Origin of the sequence: Caenibius sp. WL (assembly GCF_019803445.1) — a bacterium.
Classification (GTDB): Bacteria; Pseudomonadota; Alphaproteobacteria; order Sphingomonadales; family Sphingomonadaceae; genus Caenibius.
The window spans coordinates 534156-547349 of sequence record NZ_CP081844.1 but is presented as its reverse complement, the minus strand read 5'-3'; the positions used below and the strand labels follow the sequence as shown (position 1 = coordinate 547349).

The 13194-nt window shown below is 66.5% G+C and carries 12 protein-coding genes; 10 read left to right on the top strand and 2 right to left on the bottom strand.

From position 1 onward, the window contains the following. Both K5X80_RS02755 and K5X80_RS02750 read left to right on the top strand, forming a co-directional pair. Entirely contained in the window at nucleotides 1–1536 is a 1536-nt protein-coding gene (locus tag K5X80_RS02755) for an FAD-binding protein (RefSeq protein WP_222559332.1), read from the top strand. A gap of 113 nt (nucleotides 1537–1649) precedes the next feature. Beyond that, a complete protein-coding gene (locus K5X80_RS02750; RefSeq protein WP_222559331.1) occupies nucleotides 1650–2087 on the top strand; it encodes a DUF3291 domain-containing protein in 438 nt (145 codons plus the stop codon). Between the two features lie 16 nt (nucleotides 2088–2103). Here the strand turns inward: K5X80_RS02750 and K5X80_RS02745 are convergent, their stop codons facing one another. Further along, the gene (locus tag K5X80_RS02745; RefSeq protein ID WP_222559330.1) at nucleotides 2104–3489 is read right to left on the bottom strand and encodes an aminotransferase-like domain-containing protein; all 1386 of its coding nucleotides are present in this window, start codon (nucleotides 3487–3489) and stop codon (nucleotides 2104–2106) included. A 117-nt stretch (nucleotides 3490–3606) separates the two neighbouring features. Between K5X80_RS02745 and K5X80_RS02740 the strand changes: the two genes are divergently transcribed. The 5 genes from K5X80_RS02740 (at nucleotide 3607) to K5X80_RS02720 (ending at nucleotide 9462) form a co-directional block, all read left to right on the top strand. Beyond that, complete coding sequence (locus K5X80_RS02740) at nucleotides 3607–4473, top strand: DMT family transporter (RefSeq protein ID WP_222559329.1); 867 nt, start codon at nucleotides 3607–3609, stop codon at nucleotides 4471–4473. 115 nt (nucleotides 4474–4588) lie between these two features. Continuing rightward, nucleotides 4589–5608, top strand: coding sequence for a ParB/RepB/Spo0J family partition protein (locus K5X80_RS02735; RefSeq protein WP_222559328.1), 1020 nt, complete (start codon nucleotides 4589–4591; stop codon nucleotides 5606–5608). A gap of 859 nt (nucleotides 5609–6467) precedes the next feature. Continuing rightward, nucleotides 6468–7721 (top strand): hypothetical protein, encoded by a 1254-nt coding sequence (locus tag K5X80_RS02730; RefSeq protein WP_222559327.1) that lies wholly within the window; start codon nucleotides 6468–6470, stop codon nucleotides 7719–7721. A gap of 182 nt (nucleotides 7722–7903) precedes the next feature. Further along, nucleotides 7904–8296 (top strand): response regulator, encoded by a 393-nt coding sequence (locus K5X80_RS02725; protein WP_222559326.1) that lies wholly within the window; start codon nucleotides 7904–7906, stop codon nucleotides 8294–8296. 80 nt (nucleotides 8297–8376) lie between these two features. Next, complete coding sequence (locus K5X80_RS02720) at nucleotides 8377–9462, top strand: sensor histidine kinase (protein ID WP_222559325.1); 1086 nt, start codon at nucleotides 8377–8379, stop codon at nucleotides 9460–9462. On the opposite strand, the gene K5X80_RS02715 is transcribed toward K5X80_RS02720, so the two are convergent. After that, nucleotides 9442–10629: a hypothetical protein gene (locus tag K5X80_RS02715; RefSeq protein ID WP_222559324.1), complete on the bottom strand. Its 1188-nt coding sequence runs from the start codon at nucleotides 10627–10629 to the stop codon at nucleotides 9442–9444. The genes K5X80_RS02720 and K5X80_RS02715 overlap by 21 nt on opposite strands. Nucleotides 10630–10857: 228 nt before the next feature. On the opposite strand from K5X80_RS02715, the gene K5X80_RS02710 reads away from it, so the two are divergent. The 3 genes from K5X80_RS02710 to K5X80_RS02700 are packed head-to-tail and all read left to right on the top strand — an operon-like array spanning nucleotide 10858 to nucleotide 13193. Further along, on the top strand, nucleotides 10858–11055 hold the full coding sequence (locus K5X80_RS02710; RefSeq protein ID WP_222559323.1) for a hypothetical protein: 198 nt from the start codon (nucleotides 10858–10860) through the stop codon (nucleotides 11053–11055). A gap of 9 nt (nucleotides 11056–11064) precedes the next feature. Then, nucleotides 11065–11985: a Flp pilus assembly protein CpaB gene (cpaB, locus tag K5X80_RS02705; RefSeq protein WP_222559322.1), complete on the top strand. Its 921-nt coding sequence runs from the start codon at nucleotides 11065–11067 to the stop codon at nucleotides 11983–11985. After that, entirely contained in the window at nucleotides 11982–13193 is a 1212-nt protein-coding gene (locus K5X80_RS02700; protein ID WP_222559321.1) for a type II and III secretion system protein family protein, read from the top strand. The genes cpaB and K5X80_RS02700 overlap by 4 nt, the downstream gene beginning before the upstream one ends. The last annotated feature ends 1 nt before the right edge of the window (nucleotide 13194 follow it).

Below are 13194 nucleotides of genomic sequence, written 5' to 3'. Positions count from 1 at the left end.
ATGGCACAATGGGATCGAAGCTGCGACGTGCTGGTGGTCGGTTCGGGTGCGGGTGGCATGGTGGCCGCCTACACCGCCGCGCGTGAGGGGCTGGATGTCACCCTGATTGAAAGCACGGACAAATATGGCGGCACGTCGGCCTATTCGGGTGGGGGCATGTGGCTGCCCTGCAATGCTGTGCTGCGCCGGGCAGGCGATGACGACACGATGGAAAGCGCCCGCGCCTATTACCATGCCGTGGTGGGCGACCGCACGCCCCGCGCGTTGCAGGATGCCTATCTCGATACCGGCGCCAGGCTGATCGACTATCTCGAACAGGACCCGGGCTTCACTTTCGAAATCCTGCCCTGGCCTGACTATTACGGCAAAGTCCCCCATGCCAGCGCCACCGGCCGCCATATCATCCCTGCCGCCATGCCCACCGAACAGCTCGGCGCACTGATCGACACCCTGCGGCCTGCGCTGGCGGTCGAACGCCGGGGCGAACCGATGCCCGAGGAACTGGTCGGCGGGCAGGCGCTGATCGCCCGCTTCCTGCTGGCGCTGCAGGCCTCGGGCAACGTCGCCATGCACTTGTCGACCGCGCTCGAAAGCCTAGTGCGCGAAGGGCAGAAGGTGACCGGGGCGGTGCTGCGCACTCCCGAAGGGCCGGTCCGCATCGAGGCTCGGCGGGGTATCGTGCTCGCCGCAGGCGGTTTTGAACGCAACGCCCAGATGCGCGCCACCTATCAGGTGCCGGGCACAGTGGCAGGCAGCATGGCCCCGCCGGGCAACACCGGCGGCGCGATCGAGGCCGGGGTCGCCATCGGCGCGGATACCGACCTGATGGATCAGGCATGGTGGTCCCCCGGGCTGCTTCAGCCCGACGGCAGCGCGACGTTCACGCTCGGCTTCCTCGGCGGCATTTTCGTCGATGACAAGGGGCAGCGGTTCATGGACGAATCCGTGGCCTATGACCGGGCGGGGCGCAGAATTATCGAACTGGTTCGGGAAGGCAGCCTGACCTTGCCGTTCTGGTATATCTACGACAATCGCGACGATGGCATGCCACCGATCCTGTGGCCCAATGTGCCGTTCGACGATCCGGCCGCCTATCGCGCCGCCGGGCTCTGGCGCAGCGCGCCCACACTGGCCGAACTGGCGCAGCGGATCGATGTTTCGGCCGAGGCGCTCGAAGCGGCCGTCGCCCGTTTCAACGATCATTGCGAGCGCCAGCAGGACACCGATTTCCAGCGCGGCGACGAACCTTATGAGCGGGTGGTCGTCTATGGCCAGTCCCCGCTGGTGCCTATCACCGATGGCCCGTTCCACGCCGCTGCTTTCGCCCTGTCCGATCTCGGCACCAAGGGCGGCCTGCGCACCGACGAACATGCCCGGGTGCTGGACACCTCGGGCGCGGTGCTCGAAGGGCTCTATGCCGCGGGCAACACGATGGCCGCCGTCAGCGGCGAGGCCTATCCCGGCGGGGGCAATCCCGTGGGATCGAGCATGGTGTTCGGTTTCCTCGCCGCGCAGCATATCGGCGCGAAAGGCTAGGCTGACAGGTGGGGCGGCGGACGGGGCGGCCCCATCCGCGGCACGCGGTCTTGCCGCCCCGCATCGCTGCGGCATAATGCACCGATGCACAGCAACGGGCACCGAGGCGCGCGATGATCTGGGTAAGCGTCACCCGCCTGCGCCTCCGGGCCGCATGGCTCCTGCCGGTCTTCGTGCCGCACGCGCTGCGCGCGGCCGGACAGGCGCGCCGGGCCGATGGCTATCTTGGCGGGGCGCTGCTGCTGGATCGCAAGCGCACTTTCTGGACGATGACCGTGTGGCGCGATGCGGCGGCCATGCGCGGCTATGTCACCGCCGATGCGCATCGCCAGGCCATGCCGCGCCTGCCGCACTGGTGCGATGAAGCGAGCGTAGCGCATTGGGAACAGCCGGACGATGATCTTCCCTCATGGGACCATGCCTGTCAGCGAATGAAAGCCCACGGCCGCCCCAGCGCGGTCCACATGCCCAGCCCCGATCATCAGGACATGGCCTTTCCGCCGCCGCGCACGATCCTGTCCCGGTCTCTCCCTCCCATACGCCAACCGTAACCGGCCTCTCAGCCAGTCAGCCCAGATGACGATCGATCACCGCCAGCGCTCGGGCGCTGGTCTGAGTCACATTGAAGCGCATAAAGCCGCCCGCACTCTGCGCCACGCTGAATGCATTGCCGGGTGCGAGAACCACGCCTTGCGCCAGGCAGCGCCGCGCCAGATCCACCGCATCGCAGCCGGGCGGGAGACGGCACCAGAGATGGAACCCGCCACGCGGCATGATCCACGGCTCGATCCCACGCGGGGCCAGCTTGGTGGCCAGATCATCGCGCGCCCGGGCGAGACGGACGCGCAACTCGGCCATGTGCTTGCGATAGCCGCCACCCGCCAACACGGCGGCGATCACTTCGGCGGCGATCGGGCTCGGCCCGCTGAAGCTCGTCGCCACCTGCAGATCGATCAGCGCTTCGATCCAGTCGGCGCGCGCCGCAATGTATCCGCACCGCAATGAGGCCGACAGCGTCTTGGAGAAGCTGCCGATACGGATGACTCTATCCAGCCCGTCGAGCACGGCCAGCCGGGGGGATGGGGTCGGTTCGAAATCGGCGAAAATATCATCTTCGACCACAATCATGTCATGCGCGGCAGCGGCCCGGAGCAGGCGATAGGCAGTTTGCGGGGCAAGGCTCGCACCGGTGGGGTTATGCACCGCCGAATTGGTGATGTAGAGGCGCGGGCGGGCCTCGGCCACAATGGCCTCGAAGGCCGCGATGTCCGGCCCGTTCGCGGTGTAGGGCACGGTGGCGATCGTCGCCTGATGCGCGCGCAGCAGCGACTGGAAATTGAAATAACACGGATCGTCGATCAGCACCGTATCGCCGGGGCGCAACAGGAAGCGGCAGATCAGGTCTATCGCCTGCGTGCCCGATCCGGTCAGCATCAATTGCGCCGGCGTGGTTTCGATCCCTTCTTCGGCGAAGCGCCCGAGCAGCAACCGCCGCAACGCCGCCGGGCCGCGCGTGCCGCCATATTCGGCCAGCAGCGCATCCCCGCCCCGCGCGGCATCGCGCAGGGCGCGGCGCAGGGCCGCACCCGGCATCCAGCCGGGCGGCAACCAGCCGCAACCGGGCTTTTCCATGCGCGGATCGGCATCGAGCGACTGGCGCGCGACCCAGAACGGGTCCACCGCCCGGTCCCCATGCGGCGCCATATCCGCCAGCACCATCGGCGCGGCCCCGGCCTGGGCGACGTAGAAGCCCGAGCCCCGGCGCGCATGCAGCACACCTTCGGCCACCAGCCGGTCATACGCTTCCACCACGGTTGAAGGGGAAACCCGCATCGTTGCGGCGAAGCGGCGGATCGAGGGCACCCGGTCCCCCGGCAACAGCGTGCGGCTGGTGATCCGGCCGCGAATGGCGGCGATCAGCGCTTCCGTCCTTGTGCCCTGCTGCTCGCCCATGGCCTCTCCCCGCTTTGTACCGCCAAGCATACCCATACACTTTATCGAAATTGTATCATATCGTCCCTGCCCGGTCATGCTGCTTCACGCTAACCGCCCAGCGGAAAGCGAGGGTACATGACGAAGACGTGGAACGGCTGGGGCAGTGGATTTCTCGGCATGCTGATATTCAGCGGCTCGCTGCCCGCGACACGGCTGGCAGTGATGGACTTTTCGCCCTCCTTCCTTACCGCCGCGCGCGCGGTGATCGCCGCCATGCTGGCCGCGCTGCTGCTCGGCCTCAGCCGGGCGCCGCGGCCGGCGCGGGCAGACTATATTCCGCTGATGGCCGTCGCGGCCGGTGTGGTCATCGGCTTCCCGCTGCTGACCGGCTTGGCTCTCCGCCATATAGATGCCGCCCGTTCCGTGGTGTTCGTCGGCCTTCTCCCTCTGGCCACCGCCCTATTCGGTGTCTGGCGCGCGGGGGAACGGCCGCGCCCCGCGTTCTGGCTTTTCTCGCTGCTCGGCGCCGCGACTATCGCGGGTTTCGCCTGGCACAGCAGCGGGCCGGGCAGTCTAACCGGCGATCTGTTGATGGTGGCCGCTATTGCGGCATGCGGACTGGGCTATGCGGAAGGCGGCCGTCTGGCGCGCCATCTGGGCGGCTGGCAGGTCATCAGTTGGGCGCTGATTCTGGCACTGCCGTTGATGGCGGCCATCGCACTGGTGACGCTGCCCGCCACATGGCACCACATCAGCCGGGCAAGCTGGGCGGCGCTGGCCTATGTCTCGGTCTTTTCGATGCTGGTCGGTTTCGTGTTCTGGTATCGCGGGCTCGCGCTGGGCGGCATTGCCGGGGTCGGCCAGTTGCAATTGCTCCAGCCCTTTTTCGGACTGGCGCTCGCCGCGCTGGTGCTGGGGGAGCCGGTCGCCTGGCCGATGATCGCCGCCATTCTGGCCGTGGTGCTTTGCGTGATGGGCACCCGGCGGTTTGCCGGGCCCTGACGGAACCGTGTCTCCGGCGGAATGGCGGACCATTTACGACCAAAGCGAACATTGTTTCCCGTCCGGCCTCGCCGGAAAACTGTATAAGCCACGAAGGTAGAAAGAGGGGCATTCGATGGCAGGTTTCGTGCGGGACATTCTGGCAACTCTATCCTACGAGCCGCGCCCTGAGCTGCCACACGCCGCCGGAGCGGACCTTTCCCGCCTTGACGAACGTCTGGCCGGATTCGTTCAGGGTGGGGCCCGCACCCGCGATACGATTTCGATCCGCCCCGGCGATTGCAGCGTGTGGGACGGCAATCCCCGCGGCGTTCCGGGCCTTTCGGCGGAAACCTGCCGTTCGCTGATCGAATCGATCGCGCAGGAAGACGGCAACCGCATCCCGGTGCTGGTGCGGATCAACCCGCCGGGCGCCGATCATCCCTACGAACTGCTCGTCGGCAGCAGGCGGCGCTTCGCGGTCGACTGGCTCAACCACAACGGCCGTCCCGAAATCCGTCTCAACGCCCTGATCGTCGATCTGAGCGACGAGGAAGCCTTCCGGCTCGCCGATATCGAAAACCGCGAACGGCAGGACATCACCGAACTGGACCGCGCGCGCAGCTACCAGAACGCGGTCGACCGTTTTTATGGCGGGGTGCAATCGCGCATGGCCGAAGCGCTCAATCTGTCGAACAGCCAGTTGAGCCGCCTGCTCGCGCTCGCCCAGATGCCGGATGAGGTCGTCAACGCCTTTTCCACGCGCGACGAACTGCGCGTCCGCCATTCCGAAGTGCTGACCCCGCTGCTCCGCAAGCCCGACCAGCGGGAGCGGGTGCTCGCCGCCGCGAAAGCGATCGGCGCCGAACAGGAACGTCTGGCCGCAAGTGGCGAGCGCTTGATCCCCACCCCCACCGTGCTGATGCAACTGAAGGAAGCGGGCCTTGCCGGAGGGTCGCGGGCGGCCCGCGAATGGCCGATCCTGTCACGCGGCGAAAAGGTCGGCCGGGTCCGGCCCGGCCGCGATGGCCTGACGGTGGAACTGACGGTTTCGGAAGAGACCGATCTGGATGATCTGCTCATCCGCCTGCGCGCCACCATTCAGGAAAAGCGCGACCTGGCCATGGCCACCGCGATTGCGGACGAATCGGCCTGATTCACTCCCGGCAACAGGGCTGTTGACGGGGCAGTCTCGGTGCGTAATCCGCTCCGCAAACGCATATCGGGTGCTGTTTGCACCTCCAATTTCTCAGCCTGCCTCGTTTTCGCACTCGTATCGACGCTAACCCCGAAACGCCCTGTTTGCGTGGATTAGCCGGGGTTTTCCGGTCGTCCCACCCCTCTTTTCCGGCCCCGTCCCGGCTTTTGCGCATGGCGGCATCCCCTTTTGCGTACCTTCCGCAGGCCATTCCGCATGGTCGGTTTTTCACCCTCTTCATAGCAACCCGCATGGGGCCATCCCGGCTGCTTCTCGGCGCGCCCGGTGGCCACCTGCTGCCTATGCTTCCACTCATGTTCTTAACGTGTGGAGAATGGACATGCCGGGTTATCAATCGAGCCGTTCCGCCAGAAAGCTGCTGCTGTGCGCTTCTGCGATTCCCTTACTGCTGCTGGGTGCCTGTTCCGACGGTGTCGGACTGAAGCTGGGCGCCGGCGGCGCACCGTCTGGTCCTAGTGGGCCGAGTGGCCCGAGCGGGCCTTCCGGTCCGAGCGGACCCACTGATCCGAGCGGCCCCGGCGGGCCGACTGGACCTGGTGGGCCGACCGGACCTGGTGGACCGACCGGACCCGGTGGACCGACCGGACCCGGTGGACCGACTGGACCCGGTGGACCGACCGGACCCGGTGGACCGACCGGACCCGGTGGACCGACCGGACCCGGTGGACCGACTGGACCCGGTGGACCGACCGGACCCGGTGGACCGACCGGACCCGGTGGACCGACCGGACCCGGTGGACCGACCGGACCCGGTGGACCGACCGGACCTGGCGCTCCGAGCAGCTACACCGGCCCTGTGGCAGGCGTTTCGCTCGGCGGCAATCCGGTGCTCGGCCCGAGCGGCCCCGGCACGCTGGTGGATGTCAACGTGCTGCCCGATCAGGCGTCGACCAGCACCGACGGGATCGTCGTCGATGTCCTCACCGGCGACGGCAAAGTCATCCAGGTTACGCTGCCCAAGACGGCAGCGGGAACCCAGGCCGCGCTGGCACCGGTCGGTGCGCTCACCGGATCGCTCCTTGGCGATCAGGCAGGCAGTGCGGTGACGCAACTCACCGACGGTCTCGCCCCGACGGTGGCCGCGGTGACCACGGTGGTCGATCAGGTGACTGCGCCGGTGCTCGGCACGGTCAACGGTGTGCTCGGCCCGGTGGTCGGCCAGAACGGCGTGCTCGCCCCGGTGACGGGTCAGCTCGGCGGACTGGTCGATGGCCTGACCGGCAGCCTGCCGGGCGGCGGGGACGGCTCTGCGCCGACGTTCAACGGTCCGCTGCTGGGTGTCGATGCCGGGGGTAATCTCCTCACCGGCCCCAGCACCGGCGACACATTGGCCGGGGTCAATCTGCTGAACAACGGCAATGGCGCCGCGACCGGGCAACTGGTGACTGCCGATGTGCTGTCGGGCGGCAAAGTCGTGGGCCTTGACCTGCCGACCACGGCCGATGGGGTTGCGGCGGGCCTGCAGCCGGTCGGCAATCTGGCGGGCTCGCTGCTCGGGCCGCAGGTCGGCGGCGCGGTCAATCAGTTGACTGATACCGTCGCTCCGATCCTCGCCCCGGTCACCGGTGCGGTGGACAGCCTGACCAGCCCGGCGCTTGGCGCGGTCAATTCCGCTCTCGGCGGTGTGGCCGGCGGCATCGGCGGCGGTGGCACCGGCGGCGCGGGATCGGTTCTCGCTCCGGTGACGGGCGTGGTCGATGGCCTGCTCGGCGGCACCACGGGCGGCGGTAACATCCTCGCCCCGGTTACTGGCGTGGTCGATGGTGTACTCGGCGGGACGACCGGCGGTGGCAACATCCTCGCTCCGGTCACCGGTGTGGTCGATGGGGTGCTGGGCGGCGTCACCGGCGGCACCGGCGGCGGCGCGGGCAACATTCTTGCCCCGGTGACGGGCGTGGTCGACGGCGTGCTCGGCGGGACGACCGGCGGCGGCAACATCCTCGCTCCGGTTACCGGCGTGGTCGATGGGGTGCTGGGTGGTGTCACCGGCGGTACCGGCGGCGGTTCCAATGGCGGGCTGCTCGGAGGCCTCCTCGGCGGCAAGAAGTAATCAACCAAATGGATATGCGGTCCGGTGCGGGTAGCCCCCCACAACACCGGACCGCATATTTTGGTCCGTCTTCTGCAAAGGAGCGGGCCGCTGGAGGTGGCCCAGACCCGGGGGCCGCCTCCAGCTATTTTTCGCCGCCCCATGCGATGGCAGGCGCACCGATGGCCGGAAAGGTATCGACCATGAATGAAGCCACGAAAGAAAGTGGCCCGCAGGTTCTCGTCATCGACGACATGGCCGCGATCGTGGAGGAATTGACCACGCTTCTCACCCTGCAAGGTATCCCGGCAGCCGGTGCCGGTACGCTGACCGAGGCGGTCGCGATACTGGAACGCGAACCGGCGGTGCGCATCATCGCCTGCGACATCTGGCTGGATGGGGAATCGGGGCTCGATATCGTCTATCGTATCCTGGCCCGCGCCGCTCTGCGCGACAGGGCCCTGCACTATGCCTTCATCACCGGCAGCCCGGCGCAAGCCGGCACACTGCCCGCCGATCTCCCGCATTCCATCCTGGCCAAGCCGGTCAGCCCACAGGATCTTGTCGCGCATTTCCGCGAGCTGCTGGCGGCATGAGGCTGCACGATTGGCCCCGGCGGAGAAACTTGGCATAACCGCCTGACAGAACGACAGGGATAGCCAATCGATCGGGGACAATGTCCAATCCTGAAGACCTGTATGCGGCCATTTGCCCCCCACCCGGCGGATCGGGCACAGTGTCCGATCTGGAACGCGAACTGGGGAATAGCGGGAACATCGCACTCCTGCGCGATATCCGGTTCGATCACGATACGGGCCGCTTGGTCTTCACCCGCGCCGATGCCGGGCACGCGCAAACGCCCACTTTCCTCACCGTGCATCCGGACGATCACCGCCAGTTCGCGGCGCTGGCCGGGCGCAGTCAAGTTTCGGCCCAGTTGCATACCGGTTGCGACGAGGGTGCAACGCTGGTGGTCATCTTGCAGACATGCCGTGGCGGTCTTTCCTGGCATACCGGCCAGATCGCGGCGGTGTGTCCGCGAACGGTCGGCTTCTCGATGGATGCGCTGGCAATGCTCAGCCACGAACTGCGGCAACCGCTGTTCACCATCGCCATGGCGCACGAAAATCTGCGCCTGATGCTGAACAGGTCCGAAACCTCACCCACGCCGATACAGCGCGCCCTGGGCCAGATCGGGGAACAGGTTCAACGGGCGCAAACGCTGATTACCCAAGCGCTCGATCATGCGAAAGGCAAAGCGGCCAAGCCGGAGCCGGCCGGGATGGAACAGGCGCTGTATAACGCCTCCGCCATGCTCGCCCCGCTGTTCGCCGAACACGATATCTGCTTCACCCGGCAGCCTGCGGGTGCAGCGACACCGGTGGACCTTGGCCCGGTTGAGATCGAGCAGATTTTCGTCAACGTCCTGCGCAACGCTGCGGAAAGCATTGCGGCCCGGCGCGAACAAGGCTGGCAGGGCCAAGGGCGGATAGAAGCTGTCTTCTCTCTCGATCCGCAAACAGTATGCTGCGTGGTGACGGATAACGGTGTCGGGCCTGTCCCTCAACTCACGGAGCGGCCCCCGCTGCCGTTCTTCACCACCAAAGGGGACGCGGGAACCGGGCTGGGCCTGTGCATCTGCCACGATCTTGCCCGTCGGGCGGGCGGCACCATCCGCCTGCTCCGGGGCGAGGTGGACGGCGCGCGTTGTGAAATCACTTTGCCGTTGTGCGGCAGCGCATCAGACAATGCCGCGCGTTAGCCTGATGGTGAATTGCGAGAAGGGATCGCCGGACGATGGGCCGTGGAACTGTCCGCCCGCACCATTCGCAAGCCGTTTTACCAGCCCATGCATTGTGGGGTCCAGCCCATACCCCATGATCGGTTCACCCATTTCGTCAGCGCAGACCAGAACGATCTCCACCCCGCCGCTCTGAGGCACCGCGCGCAGGATCAGCGTGCCGTCACGTTTCTTTCCATCGGGTGGCAGATAGGCACCAAAGCCGCCCAGCAACGCCGCGGCCACGATCATTTCCAGCCGGTCATGGAAGCGATGGACCGGATAATCGAGCGCTTCACCGGTCAGCTCTATCGTGATGCCCGGATGACGGTGGGTGGAGCGGGTGGCGGCAATCGCCCGTTCGAGTGCGCTCCTGATCGTGCGCCCATCTTCCTGCCGCTCACGCCCGAAATGGCGGAACAGGGCGAGAATCGCAGCCGCCCCTTCCGTCTGGGACGAAATGCGCACGCTTCGGTCCAGAAGCTGCTTCCGGCTGTCGGCATCAATCCCCGCCCGCTCGATGAGGTAGCCGAGATTACCCGCGGCCATAACGATGACGTTGAGCGGCTGGGCCAGATCGTGAACCATGCCGACGGTCATTCTGCCCAGCAGCAGATCACGCGTGAGCGCTTCCAGATCGTCTGCGCCCGCGCCATCGGAGACGGCAATCCCGCGCCTGCTGTGATAGAGCCATCCCGCCCCCGCGCCAGCCGCGCACAGGGATGCTATCACCACCGCCGGGGCCAGCCACGGTCCTTGGTATAACAGGGCAAGACACATTCCCGCCGCAGCCGCAATCAGGCCCATAGCCAGGGCCGCAGTGGGCAGGCGCGGGAAAAGCATGGCAGGGTGTCGAGACAGCAAGGCCGCCATGGCCAGCAGAGCGAGCAGCACCCAATAGCCCGCCGCAGTCCATGTCTGCGGCCAGAAATAGAGCGCGGGCAGTATTCCCAGCCCAGCCGCGAGAGCGAGCCTGCGTCGCCCCAAGGCGAGAAGGACACCTGCTCCCGCCGCGCCGGGAATCGCCGCCGCCGGGGCCATCCCTGCGATGAGGCCGAGCATAAGCACGCACAGCGCCACCACGCGGGGGCAAAGCCCTGCCGCACCCCCGCCGCGCCCCATCGCGCGATCGGCCGGCCCGCTGGTCACCGGGGGAAGGCCCGTTTGTCTATAGAATGGTCATAGGCCGCCATCGCCCGCGAAAGCCCGGTACGGCAAAGGCCATCCCAATCCCGCAAAGAACGCTTCGTCGAGGCAGCGCCCCGGCTCATCGCAGCCCATACGCCGCGCATAAAATAACCGATCCGGATATAAGTTGCGTCTTTATCCTTTTGCCGCTGATTTCTTCGATGGCCCGATTGTCCGCCGCCTGCGGTTATGAACGGTATACTAAAACGTTTCACAGCGGCCTTCCCCTCTGCCCGGTTTGCCACCGATGTGGTCGCATCGGCTGTTTCTCATGCAGACCGGGTCAATGCTGCTGATATCCTTCTGATACGCAAGGCGTCTTTGATTTCGATCAATAAAGGCGACCGAGGGGATTTAACCGGTTGCGTAAGCGCAAGACGCTATTGAGGGGGTAGCATGCGCCTGGGGGCGAAAGCGAAGCTGACAATTGGCGTTGGATTGGCCGCCGCCTGCGGTTTCGCCGTTCTGGGCATCCGCGAACTGGGCCGCGTTCCACCGCCCGCGCAGGGCAAGGAAGCCCCGCTCTATCGCAAGCAGGATACGCCGCAGGTGTTGCTAGCCGCGACCACGCGCCCGATCAGCGTGGGCGAGACGATTACCGCCGATATGATCCGCAATGCCACGCTCGATCCCGCGCGCTATCCCGATGCTGCCATTCCGGCGGAAATTATCGGCAAAGTGGCGATGCGCGATCTTCCAGCCAATTCGCTGATCCCCCGCACCGCGCTGGCGCAGGAAACCAAGCTGGCCATCCGCGTACCGCGCGGCATGCGCGCGATCAGTATCGATACCAATTCCGAAATCGCGGTGGCCGGGCTGGTCCGGCCAGGCGACAAGGTCGATGTACAGGTGGTCTATCCCGGCGCGGACGCGATCAGCGGCGCGCGCGGCACTGGGCGCAGTCAGGCAGTGACGCTGCTGCAGATGGTCAGTGTGTTGGCCGTGGGCGATCTGGTAGTGGGCACGCCGCCCGCCGGCGGCGTGGCGGGCCAGACATCGGCCCCGCCACAACCCGCCCGCACGGTCACGCTGGCGCTATCGCCCGAGCAGGTTTCCACGCTCTCGCTCGCGAAAAGCACGGGCGCGCTCTACCTATCGCTGCGCAACCCGGATGACGATGCGCAAGTGGCCGTAGCCCGTGCGGTATCCTCCGGGCCGATCCCGCTGGCACCGCAGCCGGTTGCCGTGCCCACCGCTGTCGCGGTGGCCCCCGCCCTGTCTCCGCAAACCCCGAGGCCGCAACCCCGGCCCCATGCGATCGAACTGGTCGTGGGCGGCCAGCAGGATGTCATCTATTCCGGGAGTGGTTCGCGTTGAAAGCCCTGATCGCCACGTGCCTGCTTTCCTGCACTGCCCCTCTGGTCCTCGCCCCGGCAACCGCCGCCGCGCAGGAACGCCAGCAGCAGACGCTGCAAGTCAACGAACGGCGCACGCTTTCCTATCCCCGCGCCATCGGCCGGGTGGAAGTGGACCGGCAAAATGTGATCGGTGTCAGCGCGCCCACCGCACGGTCGCTCCGCATCACCGGCACCGGGCAAGGCATGGCCACGCTGACCGTCTATGCCACTGACGGTGCGCTGATGGGCGAAGCACAGATCCGGGTAATGCCCACCGGCTTCGCGGGCGGCGGCGCAGGCTTTGCCGGAGCGGGCGAGAAAGTGGTGGCGGTCGATGTTCAGTTCGCCGCCGTCTCCTCCTCCACGCTGAAAGCGCTGGGTTTCAATTTCTCCAAGCTGAGCGGCGATCTGCAGGGGGCGGTTGTCTCGCCCAGCACGCTCAACAGCGCAAGTTTCGGATCGGGCGGGCTGACACTCGATACCTCGGCCCCGATCCAGAGCGCGTTCAACCTGTTCCTGTCCGCGCCCAAGCGCGGGATCGGCGCGGTGCTGAGCGCACTGTCATCTAACGGCCTGTCGCAATTGCTTGCCCAGCCGACATTGCTGGTCCGTTCGGGTGAAACGGCCGAATTCCTGGCAGGCGGAGAATTCCCGGTGCCGGTTCCGAGCGGGAACGGCACGGGCGGCAATACGATTTCGATCGATTACAAGGAATTCGGCGTCAAGCTCAAGGTCACGCCGGTCGTGCTGTCGCGCGACAACATCATCCTCAGGCTGGCGCCCGAGGTCAGCGAACTGGACTATGGCAACGGGGTGCAGCTTCAGGGCTACGTCGTCCCCGGCATCCGCCGCCGCTCTGCCGAAACCACCGTGGAACTGGGCAGCGGGCAGAGCTTCGTGATCGCGGGGCTCAATTACAGCATGAGTTCGGTCACCAAGGACAAGCTGCCGCTGCTGGGCGATATCCCGATCATCGGCGCTTTCTTCAAGCGCCAGCAGAACCAGAAGGAACGGCAGGAACTCATTATCGTCGCCACGCCCCGGCTGGTCGATCCGCTGCATCCCGATGACGTGCCGCCCCTGCCCGGCGCCAATGCGGATATCGTGCCGACATTCGGGGAAATGGTCGTGGGCAACGACAGCGTGAAGCAAAGCGATGAAGCGCTGTTCGGCGTGGTGAGGCGCTGAC

Coding starts and splice junctions, on each gene's coding strand:
- K5X80_RS02755 (WP_222559332.1), top strand. CDS start 1: ATGGCACAATGGGATCGAAGCTGCGACGTGCTGGTGGTCGGTTCGGGT.
- K5X80_RS02750 (WP_222559331.1), top strand. CDS start 1,650: ATGATCTGGGTAAGCGTCACCCGCCTGCGCCTCCGGGCCGCATGGCTC.
- K5X80_RS02745 (WP_222559330.1), bottom strand. CDS start 3,489: ATGGGCGAGCAGCAGGGCACAAGGACGGAAGCGCTGATCGCCGCCATT.
- K5X80_RS02740 (WP_222559329.1), top strand. CDS start 3,607: ATGACGAAGACGTGGAACGGCTGGGGCAGTGGATTTCTCGGCATGCTG.
- K5X80_RS02735 (WP_222559328.1), top strand. CDS start 4,589: ATGGCAGGTTTCGTGCGGGACATTCTGGCAACTCTATCCTACGAGCCG.
- K5X80_RS02725 (WP_222559326.1), top strand. CDS start 7,904: ATGAATGAAGCCACGAAAGAAAGTGGCCCGCAGGTTCTCGTCATCGAC.
- K5X80_RS02720 (WP_222559325.1), top strand. CDS start 8,377: ATGTCCAATCCTGAAGACCTGTATGCGGCCATTTGCCCCCCACCCGGC.
- K5X80_RS02710 (WP_222559323.1), top strand. CDS start 10,858: ATGAACGGTATACTAAAACGTTTCACAGCGGCCTTCCCCTCTGCCCGG.
- cpaB (WP_222559322.1), top strand. CDS start 11,065: ATGCGCCTGGGGGCGAAAGCGAAGCTGACAATTGGCGTTGGATTGGCC.